Origin of the sequence: Rhodococcus sp. 05-2254-6 (assembly GCF_002258565.1) — a bacterium.
GTDB lineage: Bacteria > Actinomycetota > Actinomycetes > Mycobacteriales > Mycobacteriaceae > Rhodococcoides.
Genome location: NZ_NOZF01000118.1, coordinates 1 through 17724, shown reverse-complemented (window position 1 = coordinate 17724; position 17724 = coordinate 1). Strand labels below are relative to the sequence as shown.

Annotated in this window: 16 protein-coding genes and 1 pseudogene; 9 read left to right on the top strand and 8 right to left on the bottom strand. The window is 63.7% G+C overall.

The window, feature by feature from the left end:
- Positions 1 to 1795 (bottom strand): hydantoinase/oxoprolinase family protein (locus CH256_RS15300; RefSeq protein WP_256989448.1); only part of this gene is annotated, 1795 nt, incomplete at its 3' end.
- 252 nt (positions 1796 to 2047) lie between these two features.
- On the opposite strand from CH256_RS15300, the gene CH256_RS15295 reads away from it, so the two are divergent.
- The 5 genes from CH256_RS15295 to CH256_RS15275 are packed head-to-tail and all read left to right on the top strand — an operon-like array spanning position 2048 to position 6268.
- The gene (locus CH256_RS15295) at positions 2048 to 2800 is read left to right on the top strand and encodes a maleate cis-trans isomerase family protein (RefSeq protein WP_094669988.1); all 753 of its coding nucleotides are present in this window, start codon (positions 2048 to 2050) and stop codon (positions 2798 to 2800) included.
- 29 nt (positions 2801 to 2829) lie between these two features.
- Entirely contained in the window at positions 2830 to 3465 is a 636-nt protein-coding gene (locus CH256_RS15290) for a VOC family protein (protein ID WP_094669987.1), read from the top strand.
- A complete protein-coding gene (locus CH256_RS15285; RefSeq protein ID WP_068046732.1) occupies positions 3462 to 3707 on the top strand; it encodes a hypothetical protein in 246 nt (81 codons plus the stop codon). Before CH256_RS15290 ends, CH256_RS15285 begins: the two co-directional genes overlap by 4 nt.
- Entirely contained in the window at positions 3704 to 4933 is a 1230-nt protein-coding gene (locus tag CH256_RS15280) for an alpha/beta hydrolase (RefSeq protein WP_094669986.1), read from the top strand. The genes CH256_RS15285 and CH256_RS15280 overlap by 4 nt, the downstream gene beginning before the upstream one ends.
- 21 nt (positions 4934 to 4954) lie before the next feature.
- Positions 4955 to 6268 carry an MFS transporter gene (locus CH256_RS15275; protein ID WP_094669985.1) on the top strand — a complete coding sequence of 438 codons (1314 nt, stop codon included), beginning with the start codon at positions 4955 to 4957 and terminating at the stop codon, positions 6266 to 6268.
- 18 nt (positions 6269 to 6286) lie between these two features.
- Here the strand turns inward: CH256_RS15275 and CH256_RS15270 are convergent, their stop codons facing one another.
- From CH256_RS15270 to CH256_RS15260, 3 genes are all read right to left on the bottom strand, one after another.
- The gene (locus tag CH256_RS15270) at positions 6287 to 7078 is read right to left on the bottom strand and encodes an enoyl-CoA hydratase-related protein (protein ID WP_068046929.1); all 792 of its coding nucleotides are present in this window, start codon (positions 7076 to 7078) and stop codon (positions 6287 to 6289) included.
- 96 nt (positions 7079 to 7174) lie between these two features.
- Positions 7175 to 7774 (bottom strand): TetR/AcrR family transcriptional regulator, encoded by a 600-nt coding sequence (locus CH256_RS15265; protein ID WP_094669984.1) that lies wholly within the window; start codon positions 7772 to 7774, stop codon positions 7175 to 7177.
- Between the two features lie 40 nt (positions 7775 to 7814).
- Positions 7815 to 9323 carry an acetyl-CoA acetyltransferase gene (locus tag CH256_RS15260; RefSeq protein ID WP_256989447.1) on the bottom strand — a complete coding sequence of 503 codons (1509 nt, stop codon included), beginning with the start codon at positions 9321 to 9323 and terminating at the stop codon, positions 7815 to 7817.
- A gap of 309 nt (positions 9324 to 9632) precedes the next feature.
- On the opposite strand from CH256_RS15260, the gene CH256_RS15255 reads away from it, so the two are divergent.
- From CH256_RS15255 to CH256_RS15240, 4 genes and pseudogenes are all read left to right on the top strand, one after another.
- A complete protein-coding gene (locus tag CH256_RS15255) occupies positions 9633 to 10673 on the top strand; it encodes a substrate-binding domain-containing protein (RefSeq protein WP_068046718.1) in 1041 nt (346 codons plus the stop codon).
- Between the two features lie 91 nt (positions 10674 to 10764).
- The gene (locus CH256_RS15250) at positions 10765 to 11925 is read left to right on the top strand and encodes an ABC transporter ATP-binding protein (protein ID WP_094669983.1); all 1161 of its coding nucleotides are present in this window, start codon (positions 10765 to 10767) and stop codon (positions 11923 to 11925) included.
- On the top strand, positions 11925 to 13649 hold the full coding sequence (locus tag CH256_RS15245) for an ABC transporter permease (RefSeq protein WP_082898894.1): 1725 nt from the start codon (positions 11925 to 11927) through the stop codon (positions 13647 to 13649). Before CH256_RS15250 ends, CH256_RS15245 begins: the two co-directional genes overlap by 1 nt.
- Positions 13649 to 14411 (top strand): annotated as a pseudogene (locus CH256_RS15240) (SDR family NAD(P)-dependent oxidoreductase). Before CH256_RS15245 ends, CH256_RS15240 begins: the two are co-directional and overlap by 1 nt.
- 31 nt (positions 14412 to 14442) lie before the next feature.
- On the opposite strand, the gene CH256_RS15235 reads toward CH256_RS15240, so the two are convergent.
- The 4 genes from CH256_RS15235 to CH256_RS15220 form a co-directional block, all read right to left on the bottom strand.
- Positions 14443 to 15459, bottom strand: a complete 1017-nt coding sequence (locus CH256_RS15235) for an MBL fold metallo-hydrolase (RefSeq protein WP_094669982.1) — start codon at positions 15457 to 15459, stop codon at positions 14443 to 14445.
- A complete protein-coding gene (locus CH256_RS15230; protein WP_094669981.1) occupies positions 15456 to 15791 on the bottom strand; it encodes an EthD family reductase in 336 nt (111 codons plus the stop codon). The genes CH256_RS15235 and CH256_RS15230 overlap by 4 nt, the downstream gene beginning before the upstream one ends.
- Before the next feature lie 69 nt (positions 15792 to 15860).
- Complete coding sequence (locus CH256_RS15225) at positions 15861 to 16484, bottom strand: TetR/AcrR family transcriptional regulator (RefSeq protein ID WP_068046703.1); 624 nt, start codon at positions 16482 to 16484, stop codon at positions 15861 to 15863.
- A gap of 42 nt (positions 16485 to 16526) precedes the next feature.
- The coding region (locus CH256_RS15220) for a class I adenylate-forming enzyme family protein (protein WP_143536591.1) at positions 16527 to 17724 on the bottom strand (1198 nt) is incomplete at its 5' end.

The window sequence follows — 17724 nt, the reverse complement described above, 5'->3', positions numbered from 1 at the left end:
CGCGAGCGAGCTGTCCGACCCAGCCGCGATGCCGCTCGATCCTGCTCGCGCAGAAGCAAACTTCGACGGCCTCGAGAAGCGAGTCCGCGAAGCCCTCGGTCGACAAGGGCTCAATTTCACGTCGGTCCAGGTCGAACGTGAAATCGACATGCGGTACACGATGCAGTTGGCAGAGGTTGCCACCACCATTCCCGAGGGCTTCGCGGACTCGCTTCTCGAGGCCGTCGAAGTTTGCTTCTGCGCGAGCAGGATCGAGCGGCATCGCGGCTGGGTCGGACAGCTCGGCCGCGAGCACGATGTTCGACGACGCAAGCCCGTAGGCCGAGAACGCCGATGCCACCTGCCCGAGCGGAACGATGACCTCCTTGACGCCGACTTCGGCTGCATAGGCGGCGCAATGTGATGGGCCGGCTCCGCCGAACGCGTAGAGAACGAAGTTGCGCGGATCGTGCCCGGCTTCGACGACGGTCTTGCGCAGAAGGTCGCCGGTCTGTGCGTTCTGGACGGCATAGATCGCGGCGGCTGCGTCCTCGACCGACAGACCGAGCGGTTCCGCGATGCGGCGTCGAATGGCCTCGCGCGCACGCTCTTTGTCGAGTGGTTTGCGTCCTCCCAGCAGTCCGCGCTCGGGGAGAATCCCGAGGACGAGATTGGCGTCGGCATTGGTGGGTTCGGTGCCGCCCTGCCCGTAACAGGCAGGTCCGGGTACCGCCTGGGCGCTGTGCGGACCGATCTGGAGGTTGCCACCCGCATCCACCCACACTATGGCACCGCCGCCCGAGCCGATGGCGTGCACCTGCAGGGTGGGGACGTTGATCGGGTGGTGGTTGATGATGGTGCTCGACGCACGCACCGGCTCACCGTCCACGACGAGGCCGACGAGGAATGTGGTTCCGCCGACGTCGGTGGCGATGATGTTCTTGTGACCGAGCTGCTTTCCGAGTGATACCGCTCCGACCACGCCGCCGGTCAACACGGACCCGACTGTGCTGATGGCGTTCTTCGGGGCCTCGGCTGCGGCAACGGCACCGCCGTTGCTCTGCATCACCAGCAGTGGTCCCGCGAGATCGAGGGCACGTAGCTTCTTCTCCAACGAGCCGAGGTAATCGCGCAACCCTGGGCCGATCTGGGTACTCATGATCGTGGTTGCGTTACGGGCGAACTCGCGGATGCGCGGGCTCACCTCGGAGGACAGCGAGACGAACATGTCGGGGTCGATCTCGTGCACGAGTTCACGAATGCGCTGCTCGTGCACGGGGTTACGGAACGACCAGAGCAGCGAGACCGCGATGCCGGAGACACCGTCGTCGACGAGGCTTCGGATGGCGATACGTGCGGACTCTTCGTCGAGGGCTACGACGACGTTGCCGTCTCGGTCGAGGCGTTCGGTGACCTCCAGCGCATGCCGCTTGGGAACGAGACCGTGGGACTTGCTCTGCCCCAACACGTTCTGCAGTTGCTCGGGCGAGCCACCGAGGTACCGGCCCTCGACGTTCATGATGTAGATCGAATCGCGATGCCCCTTGGTGGTCAGGAACCCGACCGGCGGGACGTTACCCATCACCAGAGCGTTGAGCGAGGACGTGGTGCCGTGCGCGATGTGGTGGGTGTTCGCCAGCATTTCCTGCACCGGGCATCCGAGTTGCTCGGCCAACGCTTCGAGAACGTCGATGACGCCCTGTGAATAGTCGGGCGGAGTCGAGGGCGCTTTTGCAGCGACCACGGCCCCGGAACTGTCGTCGAGTACTGCGTCCGTGAACGTTCCGCCGACGTCCACTCCGATCACATAGGTCATGCCGGTGTGCTCCTTAGGTCCGAGTCGAAGACGTCCTGGCGTGTGAGAGCGAAACACCCTCGAACACTGCTTACGTCTGCGTCGATTATTCGACGTAGACGACAACATGTCAAGCACGAATGTGAGTGCTGTCACCCTCCTCGATACTGCACGAACGGACGCATCGATTCGATTTCCCTGGTCCAAGCCGCTTGACGAATCGTCGCAGACGTCGAATACTCGTCATCAGCGTCAATTACCGAAAGGCAGTTCATGAGTATTCATCGTGTGGGCTTGGTCGTACCGAGCTCCAACGTCACCGTGGAAACGGAGATGCCCGCATTGTTGGCGCGACATCGACATGCCCGGTTTTCGTTCCACTCCTCGCGCATGCGCATGCAGGCCGTGTCGCCGGAACAATTGCGGGCCATGAATGCCCAGCGCGAACGGTGCATCCTCGAATTGGGCGATGCCGGAATCGACGCTGTTCTCTATGCGTGCCTCGTCGCCCTCATGGTCGCCGGGCCCGGGGAACACCAACGGGTGGAGGGGCTCGTCGCGGAACAACTCGCCACGGGCGGGTCCGATGCAGCCGTCAGGTCGAGCGCGGGCGCTCTTGTGGAAGGCCTTCGTGCCCTGGACGCCAAGAACATAGTTCTCGTGACGCCGTACATGCGACCACTCGCGGAGAAGGTCGTCGACTACATCGAGGCCGAGGGCATTCGCGTAGTCGATTGGCGCGCGCTGGAGGTGTCCGACAACGCCGAAGTCGGCTGCATCCCAGGCGAACGAGTCATGGACGCGGCACGGTCGTTGGATCTCACCGGTGCCGACGCCCTGGTGATTTCCGCGTGCGTACAGATGCCGTCCCTACCGCTCGTCCAGGCTGCCGAGGACGAATTCGGCATCCCCGTTCTGTCGGCCGCGACGGCAGGTGCCTACAGCCTGCTCCGTGCGCTGGACCTACCCGTCGATCTTCCGGACGCCGGCTCACTTCTTCGGGCAGACGCCGTCGTCACGTCCTAGATCGTCACTTTCGTAGAGAGGAAATCTTCATGTCCGACTTGCCACACAAGGTGCGGGGCGTCGACCACGTCGCCTACCCCACGTTCGATCCGGCAGCAACGGTCGAGTTCTACCGTGATGTTCTCGGGTTCCCCGTCGTCCACTCCATCTGCGCAGCAGGATGGGGCCCGGAGAAGCATCCGGACTTCATCCACTTCTTCTTCGACATCGGCAACGACGACCGACTCGCGTTCTTCTACTACTTCGGTCTCGAACCGTTCGACGGAGGACCACAGGGTGATTCGTACTCGCGCTTCGCCGAGGACGTACCGATCTTCTTCATCCGCTCGCGTCATCTCGCGATTCACGTCGACAGCGAAGCGGACCTGATGGAATATCGGCGACGGTTGGATGGCAGTGATTGGCCCGTGGAGATGCAGATCCAACACGAGACGATCGAGTCGATCTACACACACGATCCCAACGGCTACATGATCGAGCTCACCCGCGCGATGCGTCCGGTCACGCCGCAGGAAGATCTCGACGCGAACCTGACGATCGACGCCCTGATCGACGTCGTGCGCGGACCCGACCCGAGCATGGCGAACCTGTTGACCCGCAAGGCCGAACTGATCGTCGAACGTGCGGCCGACTGGTCGGCCGAGAACGAGGTGGGAGTGTCGTGACCACGTTGTACGTACTCGACATTCCCGAGAACACCAGTATCGCCTCGGTGGCCGACGTCGACCCAGCCGTACGCGTCGACCACGTCGGCCCGTACTTCCGCATAGTCTCGGACAAGGACATCGTCATCGACCGTCGGGCCACCGGATGCAGGCACGCCGTCTGGTACAGCAGCGTCTCCGGCCTGTCGGAGTCTCGAATCACGCAGTGGGACAAAGACGCCCTGCGCGTCGAGCAGTCATGAATCGGACCCGACTCGGTGCTGGACGCTACCTCGATGCGGCCGAGGCACCGACGAACACCGTCACGTCGACGCACGAGCTGACCACTGCCGATGGCGCCAAGGTCAGTGGAGTGTTGCGAACGGTTCCCGGCGCGGACCTCGTCGTTACGTTGATGCACCCGCGCCAGGATCTGACGCATCACGTTCTCGTGCCAGAGCTGCTTGCACGCGGATACGCAGTGTGGACCCAGGGCACGCGATCGGTGAACAACGACATCTCGCTGGTGCACGAGCAGGCTTTGCTCGACGCCGCGGCCGGGCAGGTGTTCCTTCGCTCCCGCTCTTTCGATCACGTTGTCACACTTGGGCACTCGGGCGGTGGAACGCTGTTCGCGTTCTACCACGAGCAGGCCGGTCTTGCGCCCGAGAATCGACTGGCGGTAACGCCCGCAGGTCGACCGATCGACCTCGCATCCGCGGAGATGCCCGTACCGGACGGTGCGATTTTCATGGCTCCACACCCGGGACAGGGCGCGCTGCTGCTGCGACTGATCGATCCGTCCGTGGTCGACGAATCGGACCCCATGTCCGTCGACCCGGCACTCGATCCTTTCGACAGTGCGAACGGATTCGTCGAGGCACCGGAAAGCTCTCACTATTCCGCCGAGTTCGTTCAGAAGTACCGCGCCGCTCAGCTCGAGCGCGTCACTCGCCTCGACGTGATCGCGCGGTCACGGGTCGCCGAAGCATCCGAGGCCCGACGGCGTTTCAAGACAAACGGCAACGCCCACGACCGTCGAGAGGCGTTGGCACCGCGGATATTGACCGTCTATCGCACCGACGCGGACCTGAGATTCACCGACATGTCGCTCAGTTCCAACGCCCGCCCCTACGGTTCACTGTTCGGCCGGCGGCCCGATCTGACGAACTACGGACTCGTCGGCTTTGCGCGCTTGTCCACGCCGGATGCCTGGCTGTCGACGTGGTCCGGTCTGAGCTCCAATGCCGACTTCGTTCGGTGCGCACCGTCGGTCACGGTCCCGTCGTTGTTCGTCGAATTGACTGGCGATCAGGCGTGTTTCCCGGAGGACGCGTCGAGAATGGTCGAGGCTCTGGGCTCAGTGGACAAGTCTCACGTGGCGATCGAGGGCACCCACTTCGGTGGCCCCATTCACGATGGCGCGCCCACCGGCGCGTCTCTGGCCGCCGCCGATATCGGTGACTGGTTGTCCCAACACTTCATCTGACCCTCTCGCGAGCGGAATATCATGTCACGTAACACTTTTTCTCCCGTCGTTGCGCTGTGCCTGGCGGCCTTGACGTTGGAGGGGTACGACCTTCTGATGTACGGAACGGTGGTGCCGTCGCTCCTGGCGTACGAGCCGTGGGACCTGGATCCGGCGACCGTCGGTGTACTCGGATCCGTGGTGGGAGTCGGCATGCTGGTCGGGGCACTCGCCGCGGGCAGCATCGCGGATCGTTGGGGCAGACGACGCGCCTTGATCGCCGCGGTCGCCCTGTTCTCGGCCGCAATGGGATGCTGCGCAATTGCACCCTCGCCCGAATTGTTCGGAGCAGCGCGATTTGTCGTCGGCGTCGGTGCTGGGGTTCTGATGCCGACCGCGGCGTCGATGCTGATCGAATTTTCCCGCCTCGACACCCGAGCGAGAACGGTCGCACTGGGGTTCGTGGGCACCAGCGTCGGCGGCATCGCAGCGGGGATCCTGTCGCTGTGGCTCGTCCCGGCATTCGGCTTCCGAGCGATGTTCGCAGCTGGGATGATCCCGGCGTTGTTGATTCTGCCGATGATGATCGGATACCTCCCCGAGTCGCCCGCCTTCCTCGACGCGCGGGGTAGGACGGATGCAGCACAAAGGATCTCGACTCGTTACGGACTCGAGGACACAGTCGAGGTTTCCGGTGGTGAGCCGACATCGACAGATCGCGGAATCGCTGCGCTGTTCACCGCGAACCGTGCGCGAGTGACGTTGTCCTTCTGGGTGATGACCCTGCTGTGTCTGCTCGTGTTGTTCGGCGTCGCGACCTGGTTGCCTGCAGTGATGCGATCGGCCGGATACCCGCTCGGTGCCGCACTGTCATTCCTGCTGGTGCTCAACGTCGGCGGTGCAGTGGGCGCGCTCGGCGGCGCTTACCTGGCGGACCGGTTCGGCATCAAGCTGGTGACGACCCTCGGATTCCTTTGTGCAGCAGTGTCGTTGGCATTGATCGCGACCACTCCCCCGATCGGGATCGTGTACGTTCTGGTGCTGATCGCAGGAATGGGAACGACCGGGACGCAGATCCTGCTGAACACCTTCATCGGTGGCTACTACCCCGTGTCCTGCCGGACCACAGGACTGGGCGTCGCGCTCGCGGTGGGGCGACTGGGCGCGATCGTGGGTCCTACCTACGGTGGACTGTTCGTCGCCGCGGGTGCGGGAACCAGCACTCAGCTTCTGGCTTTCGCCTTGCCGGCGATCATCGGAGCCGGGGTGACGATTCTAATTCCGGCGGGACGACAGCTGCGTAGCAGCCGAGCCTCTACGTCGGAAGGTCTACACCAGGTACCCGAGGCAAAATGAGTGCATTCACGATCGGATTCACTTTCCGGTCCATATCGGGTCCCGTTTCTGCATGAAGGCCATGATTCCCTCGACAGTGTCCGCCGATCGGCTCAGTGACTCCAGGGCCTGTTCGCTGAGTTCCCAGCTGCGGGCTTCCGTCTCGATCTCGCCGTCATCGATCCCGCGAGCGACGCGCTTGCTCGCCTGAACAGCGAGAGGTGCGTTCGCGGAGATGACGTCTGCGAGGGCAAGAGCAGTGCTCATCACTTCGGCCTGAGGAACGACGCGGTTGACCAATCCCCACCGGAGCGCGTCCTGGGCGCTCATGGCGTTCCCGGTCAGCAGTAGCTCCAGCGCGACAGCACGCGGCAGGGCTGTGGTCAATCTGAAGACCCCTCCCGCTCCGGCGATGAGACCGCGCTTCACTTCGGGAAGTCCGAAGGTCGAATTCTCCGCGGCTACAACAAGATCACCGGCCAATGCGAGTTCCGTGCCACCGCCCAGGGCGCTGCCGTTCACTGCGGAAATCACCGGTTTCGCAATGTGGTGTTTGACGATTCCGGCGAAACCCCAGTGCGCGGTCTCGGGTGGAGTCACTCCCGCGGGCCCGGATGTGCCGAGAGCTTTCAAATCTGCTCCGGCGCAGAAGATTTTGTTGCCTGCGCCCGTCAACACCACAACTCGAATGTCGTCTGTCTCCTGCGCAAGCTCCCATGCAGCGCCCAAACCGCGGTGCACATCGGCGTTGATGCTGTTGGCTGCCTCCGGCCGGTCGATGGTGACGACGAGGGTGTGTCCCCGCACTTCGGTGAGTACCACTTCGGACACGTCGATCCTCATTCCTTCGGGCCGTGAGACCCCACAACACTAATTCAGACAGTCACTGTCTGCAATGGTTCGGCCTGTAGCCCGGTCGTTCAACGGCTAACTCAACGCTCGCAGAACGGTGTCGACGACCACTGTCGAGTGGTCAACGGCAGCAGTGGTTCTCGATCCTGAGTGCGCCTGCGAGAAGAGCGCACGCGCCAACACCGCTCCCGTCACGAGTTCGAGCAGTAACGTCGTCGACGTGCCCTCGGGCAGCTCTCCTCGCGCGACAGCCCGGCGGACGATGCGTCGAGCAGTGACGAGGCGGCTCTGGTTGAGAGTGTCGGTGAGATGGGACAACAGGTCCGGATTCACCCTCGCGTCGAGAGTCACCCGTAGCGAGACCAAGCCGGAGAGCTCCCCGTAGCCGACGGCCAATTGTTCCGCGAGTTCGACGAGGTCCCCACGGACCGATCCGGTGTCGATCGGCGTCGACAGCGGCGACCGAGCTTCGAGCGCCTGGACCAGAAGTTCTTCCCTGTCGGCCCAGCGGCGGTAGAGCGCTGCCCGGCCGACCTTGGCCCGCCGCGCGACTGCGTCGAATGTGAATCCGCGCCAACTGGTTTCCCAGTACACCTCGAGCACGGCGGTGTACACGCGGTCCTCCATGTCCGCGTCACGGGGCCTGCCCGGTCCGCGGGGAGAATCTTCAGACATGACTGCATCCTCTCACCGGTCTGCCGGCCGAACGCGACGATCACATGCAGAAATCGACGGCAAGGTTCCCTTCGCTGTCCACCAGGTCTATTCGGCGTCCGACGGCCGACTCGTTCTGCACGGACACGAGGTCGTGAAGCGTCGTTGCGAATTCATGTCCAGCTCGGCCCGCTACCCGCGCCCCATCGTCGGTGGCAGCCACGACAAACGCTTGCTCCGGCAGGCCGCTACGGTCGTACGTGACCGTAGCCGTCTCGATGGTCGCCGTTCCCGAGTAGCCGTGCACGACGCGTGCCGGCGTACCCGACACAGTCACCTGCTCCGGGTCGCCGATGTATCCGTCGCGATGAGCTCTCGTGGACAGCAGCACCACGTGCTGGTACGTCAGATAACCGCCGTTTGCATGAACCAATGCGACTCCGGAATTCTTGCGCAGCAGTCGCGTCGATTCCGCAATGGCATGGAGCGAGTAGCTGCTCAACGGCCCACCGAAGAACGAATGTCCTCCCAGGACAGTGGGAGTCGCCCCCTCGGCCAGTCCGAGCTCGTCGGCCAACAGGTTCGGCACGATCGGAAAGCAGCTGTATGCATCGACGAATGCCAGGTCCTCGCTGGCCACCTCGGCCCTCGACAGTGCCCGCCGCACGGCCGCGCGAAGAGCTGGTGCGTCGTCGAACACCGGGCGCGCCAACACATCCGGATTGTCGACTGCACCCGCACCACCCCACAGGTACACGATTCGATCCTCCGCCAAACCGGCCTCACGGGCGGTCGCCAAGGAACAGACCATGACCGCAGCTGCTTGATCGACGAACGGCATGGCGTTCATCGATAGCGGATAGCAATCGGACACAGACCGATTCGATGAACTGACGGTGCCGATGTCTTCCGGCGTGCGTGCAACAGGGCTCCATGCAACGGGATGTTCGGCCGCAATTGCCGAGAAGCGGGAGTACATGTCGGCCGATTCGCGCAGCCCCTGGTCTGGGTTCAGGCCACGGCTGTGGGCACGCGCGTTCTCGAAGAGCGGGTAGATCTGTACCGGTGCCAGGATTCCTGCTCGCTGCATTTCGGGGCTGCCGAGGTCCTCGGGCGAGAACGACGGAGGGCCTCCCGGTACGGTCGTCCAACCCGATTCACCGGGGTCCACACCCGCTTTCGTCATGGCACGGACGGAGGCCTGCGCCTCGCCGCCCACCACCAGTGCTGCAGTAGTGCGTCCTTCGGCGATATCTCGACCGACCTGGTCGAGTAGTCGCGCGGGGTGATGCCCACCGATCGTGCTCGAGCAGCTGGATGTGAGGGTGACGCCCAACCTCTCGGCGACCAGAGCCGGAAGATCGGCGTAGTTCCAGCTCGTGGTGCGAACTGCATGTATCGCATCGAGCTGCGCGCTCAGACCCGGTGCTCCTGTGTCCTCGATCGCCGCATTCACAGCGCGCAGAACGAGATCGAGCGGCTCGATGGCGCTCTGCGCAGTGCCGTCGCCTGTGAACTTCAGGTCACCCACACCCACGATGACCGGGACTCGTTCCGCATTGATGGACATGCACACAGGCTATACGGACACAATTTGTCTGCAATCGATAACCGTCCTGTCAAGAACAGCGACTCACCGAGTGACCGCCGGCCGAATTCGGAGCGTCCGTGCACCCACCCCCCCACCACCCCGACCTGGTGATTGACATCACAGGGACCGGCCGCTATCTTTCAAACTGACATCAGTTCAGTTTGACGAACGTTGCGGCTGGTTCGAGCGCGTACGTGAAGTCTGCGATCGATGTCGCCCGACTCCACGTCAAACGATGGCTCGCCGAGTTCTTGGGAAGTCATCGACGTGCCCGAAAGGAACGCAGGCATGAACAAGTTCAGGACGACGCTCGTTGCCGTGATTGCAACGGCCACGATGGTAGGCCTCACCGCATGCGGAGGCTCGTCTTCCACCGCGTCCGCTCCGGTGGAGGGCGACTGGGATGCCGTGATCGCTGCCGCGAAGGAGGAGGGCAGTGTGATGCTCTACTCCAGCCAGAAGCCGGCCAACCTCGATGCGCTGACAGCGGCTTTCGAGGCGCAGTACCCGGAGATCGACATGGAGTACGTGCGCGGCACCGACTCCGAGATCAATCCCAGGGTAGAAACCGAGAACCGAACGGGGGCAGGGATCGCTGACGTCCACATGACCACCGACGCCTCCTGGATCGAGAATGCCGCCGAATCCGGCCGATTCTCCACCGACCTCATCGGCCCCGACCTGGATGCGCCCGCTTTCGATCCTGCGGACAGCGTCATCAACGATCGGTTCTTCCTCTCCAGCGCAGCGGTGTTCGGACTCGGGTGGAATACCGCAGCGGTGCCGGACGGCGTCGACGCTCCCGAGGACCTGATCGATCCGAAGTTCCAGGGCAAGATCGGCATCGTCAACCCCACCGGGTTCGCGTCGTACGTCGATCTGTACAAGTACTACTCCAAGACCTTCGGAGAGGACTACTGGAACCAGATCGCCGAACTCGCGCCCCGGGTGTACCCCAGCGCACTCGCAGTAGCGCAAGCTCTGACCTCGGGTGAAGTGACGGTCAGTCCCATGGTTCAGCCTCTCGTCACCGAGGTTGCCGCAGGCGCGCCGGTCGACTGGGCATTGCCGGACAGTCCGTGGGGAACACCCTGGTACTCAGAGGTTCTCGGTGCTTCCCAGCATCCCAACGCAGCGCAGGTGCTCGCGAACTTCATGGTGACAGCCGAAGGACAGCAAGCACTGAACGGCGGCTACGCGGCCGTTCTGCCGGATATCGAGGGTGCAGTCGCGCGAGCCCAGGACATCGCATCGCCCGACCTCGCCGAACTGACGCCGGAAAAGGTCGAGCAATACTCACAGGAATGGCAGACCCTGTTCCAAGGCTGACCCTCCACTGTTACCGAGTTCGCCTGGGCGCTCGACCCACGACATGCACTGTGACAGCCACGCACACCGATACTCCGAAAGTGAGTACGCAATGACCTCTCGATTCGCGGTCTCCGGACTGACGAAGAAGTACGGTACGAACGTCGTCGTAGACAGCCTCGACCTCGAGATCGAGCAGGGCGAATTTCTGGTCCTGCTCGGGCCGAGTGGTTGCGGCAAGACCACGACGTTGCGGTGCCTCGCCGGACTGGAGACACCCCAGGGCGGCTCCATATCTTTCGCGGGCCGGACAGTGTTCGATGCGTCGTCGAAACTCCATGTGCCTGCGCACAAGCGGAACATCGGCATGGTGTTCCAGTCGTATGCGCTGTGGCCCCACATGACGGTCGCAGAGAACATTCGGTACCCGTTGACGGTGCGCAAGCTGAAGAAGGCGATTGCCGACGGCGCGGTCGAGACGGCCGCGAACATGGTCGATTGCGGTGCGTTGCTCGACCGGTACCCCTCGCAGCTCAGCGGCGGCCAGCAGCAACGTGTCGCGGTCGCTCGCGGGCTCGTGGCGCAACCGGATCTGGTGTTGTTCGACGAGCCTCTGAGCAATCTCGATGCGCGCCTGCGAGATCAGGTTCGATCGCAGATTCACCAGTTGCACCAACAGCTCGGTTTCACCGCCGTGTTCGTCACTCACGACCAGTCCGAGGCGTTCGCTCTCGGCGACCGTCTCGCGATCATGAAGGCCGGAAAGATCGAGCAGTACGACGAGCCCGAGCACGTCTTCGAGAATCCGGCGTCGGAATACGTCGCCGCGTTCATCGGGATGGGTAATCGGCTCGAACTGATGCGCGGCCACGACGGATGGGTCACGAGCGGCTCGGACGTCATCGACCTTCAGACGGCCACCGTTCGTGAGCGTGCCGACGAGGGCACTCGTGCCGTAGCGCGGTTCCGACCGGACGACGTGCTGTTGCACGACACTGCCGACCAGGTGCCGCCCGGAAACATTGCCCTGCACGCAGAACTCGTGACGTACGAATACGGCGGTCGGTACTTCGACGTGGCAGTCAAGACCGGCGACGAGCAGTTGACGCTGCGAGCCACGGCTACCGAACACAGTGCGGCGCTGCGGCGTAGCAGGCCCGGACAGCCGGTACTCGTCAGCTTCGCGCCGTCGTGTCTGCGGGTGTACGCGCTGCCCGACGCGTCGTCGGCCGCGAGCTCCGAGCTCGTCGGTTCCGCAGGAGAGACCTCGTGATGGCCACGCTCGTCGACGTCGAACGTCCCGAGTCCACCGAGACGACCGGTAAGCGCTCACTGGCGATCTCGCCGAATTGGCGCGCGCGAATCGGGTACGCCGCCGTCCTCGCCGTGTTGGCCTACCTGGTGGTACTCCCCATGGTGCGTCTGCAGATGCTCGCGTTCGAGGACGGAGCTGCCGGATACCGAAGTCAGTACGGCCGCTTCGACATCGGCGTCACCCTTCGAACCACGGTGGCGTTGGCGCTGGGTTCGTTGGTCATCGCGATGGTGCTGGGAACGCTGCTCGCCTTCGCCGCGAGCAGGCTTCCCGCCAAGCTCGGTTGGCTGCGTGTCATTCCCATCCTGCCGATCGTGATGCCGGCGGTGGCAAGCGTGGTGGGGTGGGCATTCCTGCTCTCCCCCGGGCCCGGTTACCTCAATGTGGTGTTGCGCCTGCTGCCGTGGTGGAGCGGATCGGACAGTGGGCCGATCGACGTGTACACCGTCCCGTGGATCATCGTTCTCACCGGCTTCGGTCTGACGTCGTTCGTCTATCTGTTCGTCAGTTCCGGCATGCAGAACATCAGCTCCGAGCACCTCGAAGCAGCTCAGGTCAGCGGATCGTCCACGGTCGGAATCTTTTTCAAGATCGTCCTCCCGCTGCTTCGACCGTCCCTCATCTACGGCGGCGGTATCGCGCTGCTCCTCGGACTCGGCCAGTTCACCGGCCCCCTGCTACTGGGTGCGAACACCGGAGTCAAAGTGCTGACCACCGAGATGTACCGCCGGGTGTCGGAGTCCCCGTCGGACTTCGCCGCGGCAGCGGCCGCCGGGTCTCCGCTGGTGATCTTCGGACTGGTACTCGTGCTGGCGCAGAAGGCGTTGCTGGGCAACCAGACTCGTTTCGTCACGCACGGCGGCAAGGCATTCGCGCCGTCCACCGGTAAAGCCACGTGGGCGACGGTCACCATCGTGGTGTTCGCACTCTTCGCCCTGGTCATCCCGCTGGTCGGTCTGATCATCGTCTCGTTGACGCCGTACTGGTCGGGATCGTTGTCGCTGAGTCTGTTGACGCTGGACAACTTTCGGGCACTGATGGATACGACGGCGGTGGTGGAGTCGGTCCTGACCAGTGTGCTGACCTCACTGGGCGCGGTCGCGATCTGCATTCCGCTCGGATACCTGATGGCAAACCTTCTCGTCCGCGGTCGTCGGTTCAGAATTCTCGCGCTGATCGCAGACCTCATGACCGCACTGCCACTGGGCATCCCGGCCGTGATCTTCGGCGTCGGATTCCTGCTCACGTACACCGAACCGCCGCTGATCCTCTACGGAACCAGAACGGTGATCATCCTCGTGTACATCGTGCTGATGCTGCCGTTCTCGACGAGGATGCAGATGACGGCCATGCTCTCGCTCGGCAACACGTACACCGAGGCGTCGGCCACCAGTGGCGCGTCGCCTTTCGTGACGAATCTACGAATCATGTTGCCGCTGATGCGTCCGACGATCCTCAGTGCCGTCGCGCTCATGTTCATTCTGCTGACCCATGAATTCGCCGCGTCACTTCTCGTGCGAGCGTCCACCACTCAGGTGATGGGCACGCTGCTGTTCGACATGTGGCAGAACGGCTCCTACCCACTCGTGGCTGCAATGGCACTACTGATGACTGCTGTGACCACGATCGGTGTCGCCGCGGCGATGCTCGTCGGTGGGCGCAACGTACTGAGCAAGCTGTGATGGGCGCGCAGTCCCGCCTCCAGGACAAGGTCGTTCTGGTCACCGGGGCAACCGGAGGAATCGGCACCGCGATCGTCGAGCGTCTGGCCTCGGAAGGGGCCGTGATCGTGGTGACCGACGTCGACGGTAACGCGTGCGCAGCCCTCGTGGCGGACCAGGCCGACAGTGAACGCCATCTCCCGATCGCACTCGACATCACCCGGGAAGATCAGTGGCACAGCGCTGTCGAGGCAGTGGCCGCGCAGTACGGTCGGCTCGACGCCGTGGTCAACAACGGTGCCATCGGTAGCCTCGGAACCGTCGTCGACGAGGATCTCGACCGCTACAACCGAGTTGTCGAAGTCAGTCAGACCGGGACGTGGCTCGGAATGAAGCATTGCCGGCGCGTATGTCGAGCGCTCCGGAGGAGGATCCATCGTCAACATCTGTTCCATCCTCGGCAGCGTCGGCGGCCTCGGCAACAGCTTCGCCTACGCCGCGGCCAAAGGCGCTGTGCGCACGATGACCAAGAATGCAGCCCTGCACTGGGCCACGAAGGGTGTTCGAGTCAACTCCATCCACCCTGGCTTCATCGGCACAACGCAGTTGCTCGAACGCTACGAGGGCTCCGAACGTCACAGCGCCATGATTGCGCACACTCCGATGGGTCGACTGGGGACCGGGACCGAAGTGGCTGCCGCCGTTGCCTTTCTGGCCGGGGACGACTCGACGTTCGTCACCGGGACCGAGCTGTACGTCGACGGCGGTTGGACCTGCGACTGACCGCTCGGGTAGGGCTCTCGGGGCGGATGCTTCACCAGGTGGTGAAGAAGTCCACCCCGTTGGAGGTCCGCGCCGACAGTCTGCCGCGCTGGACCAGAACGTCCAGGTGCGCCAGCGACTCGCAGGTCGCCACCATCTGGTTGAAGCTGTCCAGGCTGGCGAACGATCGATCGTGCCGAGTCCACGTCAGGCCGGCCGCCACGTCCAACCCGGTTGCCCGAGCGGCAGATTCGACGACGCTCTCGGTAGCGGCGAGACGGCGATCGTGGTGTTCGAGCAACTGCCGGCAGCGCTCGTGCACGCCGGCACCCGGATGGCCGTGCGACGGCAACATCGCCCGGTCCGGTTCGTCGAGCATCGCGGTCAGCGACGTCAGGTACTTGCCCAATGGAAGGTCCCACTCACCGAGCTCGAACCCGATCGACGGCGTGATCGTGGGCAGAACGTGGTCTCCCGTGTAGCACACGTTCCGGTCGGTGTCGTGAAAAACCATGTGGCCCTTGGTGTGCCCGGGGGTGTGTACAGCGACAACCGCATGGCCGGGAATGTCGACGGGACCGGGTTGCAACCACGCGTCCGGTAGCTCCCAGTCCGAGGCGTCGAAGGGTTCGGCCTTCCCGCTCTCGGAGGCGGTGCGAGCGATCTCGAACGCGCCCGCTCGCTCGAGTTCCCGGATCGAGCTGACCGGCACGTTGCTGCGCAACCGACCGATCGCTTCGATGCCCGGTGCCTCTGCGGCACCGAGATGCACCCGGGTTCCGTATCGACGACGCAGCTCGACGGCGAACGTGTAGTGATCACGATGCACGTGGGTGACGTACACGTCGTGAATTTCGGACGGCCGACGTCCGATGCGACGCAAGGCGTCGACGAGCTCGTCGTGGGTGGAGGCTCGGTGCCAACCGCCGTCGATCAGGACCAGCCCCGTGTGAGTCTCCAGCACATAGACATTGATCGCGCGCAGACCGTCCTGAGGCATCTGCAGAGGAACGCGATGGACGCCGTCTGCCACTGCAAAACAGCCTGGATCGGCCCACGACGAGGTCATCCCGCGTCGCTCGCGAGAGGCACCATCGTCTTCTCGTCGCCATACCACATCATCCGTCGACCGCCCATGGTCCCGACGTGGTCGACAGCGGCTTTCCACTCGTCACTGGCCAAGGCGGCCTCGAGCGCGTCGCGCGACTCGAAGCTGAGCACCGACAGCCCGTCCCACCCATGGGACTTGCTCCCGAATGCTTCGAGTAGTTCGGTGTGCTGCCAACGGAGCAAGCCGGGCAGGGGGTACGTGACATCGGCGTGCTCCCCGCGCCACCACGTGATGAACTGCTCGTGCGTCCACTCTTCCGGACGGGCGGCTACGAGTACCAAATTGTACATTTCTCTCCTAAGTGAATTCTGTTCAGTTCAAAAGAGGGTCAAGGTCCGCTGCAGATACAGCTCGCGCTGTTACTTGCGGACCACTCGGATGGCGGCGTCCGTCACCAGTGCAGTGATGTCGTCGATGGTCAGTCGGCCGTCGGGCCGGTACCACCGCCATACGCTGACCACCAGAGCGAGCACCAAACGCGCAGACATCGTCGGATTCGACTCCGCGAACTGGCCCGCCTCGATCCCCCGCACGATCAATGCGGTCCAGTTCTTTTCGATCCGTTGCACGAGTTCACGGCACTCGACCCGTTCGGCCTCTTCCTTCGCGGACTGACGTTCGGTCGCCAAGAGGTCCATGTGGTTGTGCAGAATGCGACGGGCCAATGCGTCCTGAGGAGATGCCGCCAACGACGCGGCAATCGCCGCGCGAAGTGCATCCTCGGCATGCGTCACGCCGTCGGTGGCCGCCACGAAACGGGCGGCGGAGTCGGCGAGTTCGATGCGCATGATCGTCAGCAAGCAGTGCGCTTTGGATTCGAAGTAGTGATAGAGCGCGGTCTGACCGATACCGACCTCGTCGGCGATGGACGCCCACTTGGTGTGCTCGTATCCCACTTTGCCGAAGTGGTCTATTGCTGCCGTCAGAATGCGCGTTCGCTTGGACCGCGGGCTCTCGCGCCGAACATCGGTTCCTACGGTCATGACTGCCCCTACTGATAGAACGTACAACCCTCCGGTGGGAGTTTACATTTTTCGATGTGAATTCGAGTCAGTTGCGGCCGCAAGCTGTCGAGCCAGCGCCGTCGCATCGGGCCGGGACAGCTTGCCGACACGATTCTGCGGTAAGTCGGCGACGGTGAAGACGTACTCCGGCCACTTCGACTTGGGGAAGTCGTCGTGTGCCAGCTGCGCCGTGACGTCGTCGAGTCCGAGGTCCTCACCACCGGTGACCACGAGAGCTGCTGCGCGCTCCCCCAGCAGATCGTCGGGCACCGGAACGACACACACCTGCACCACGGACTGCAGCGATGCGATGGCCGACTCGACCTCGTTGATGTCGATGTTGCGTCCGCCGCGGATGATGATCTGCTTCTGCCGACCCATCACACGAATCGAACCGTCCGACGCGACCTCCACGAGATCACCGGTCGGAAGGAATCCGTCGGGCGTCAACTCGGGCGGGACCGGAGTCCCGGCTCGGGCGTACCCGACGAACAGCGACGGGCCCTTGACCTGGGCGGCACCGATATCGTCCGCGGGGAGCGGACGGCTGTCCGAGCCGACGGCCCGCACGGTGGTACCGGGAAACGGCCGACCGTCGCGTCCGAGGCGGATCGACGTCGGGTCGTCGAGAGCAGGTGTGGTGTGCCCCAGGCACTCGGACATTCCGAACACCCGTAGGAACGTGGTCTGCAGCCACTGTTCGGCCTTGGCGAGCGCGCGCTCGTTCATCGGTCCGCCGCCGACCGTCATGGCGCGCATCGTGTCCAGCGCGCCTTCGGAGTTCGGTGCGACCGAGAGCTGCAGCGCCATGGTCGGTACCAGCATCGTCCAGGCAATCCGGTGTTCCTTCGCTGCCCGCAGAGCCGCCTCCGGGGACCACTTCCCGATGGCGACCATCGGACCTCCCAGTAGCGCAGGCAGATACATTCCGAAGCAGAATGCGGCAACCGACGACAGCGGAACGAAGGCACCGATCGCCTCACCCGGGCGGAGGCCGACGGCATCGATTGTGGATCGAGCCGCATACCTGATGGCGTCCTCGGATTGCACCACGCACTTCGGCCGGCCGGTCGAACCCGAAGTCATCGCGATCGCATCACCTCCGTTCCATCGGGCGACGGAGGCGAACGGTGCATTCGATGCCCGCACGCGATAAGGGCCGAAGACGGGCTTCTCCACGGGAAATCGGTCGTCGGGCACACCCCAACGACGCAGGGTC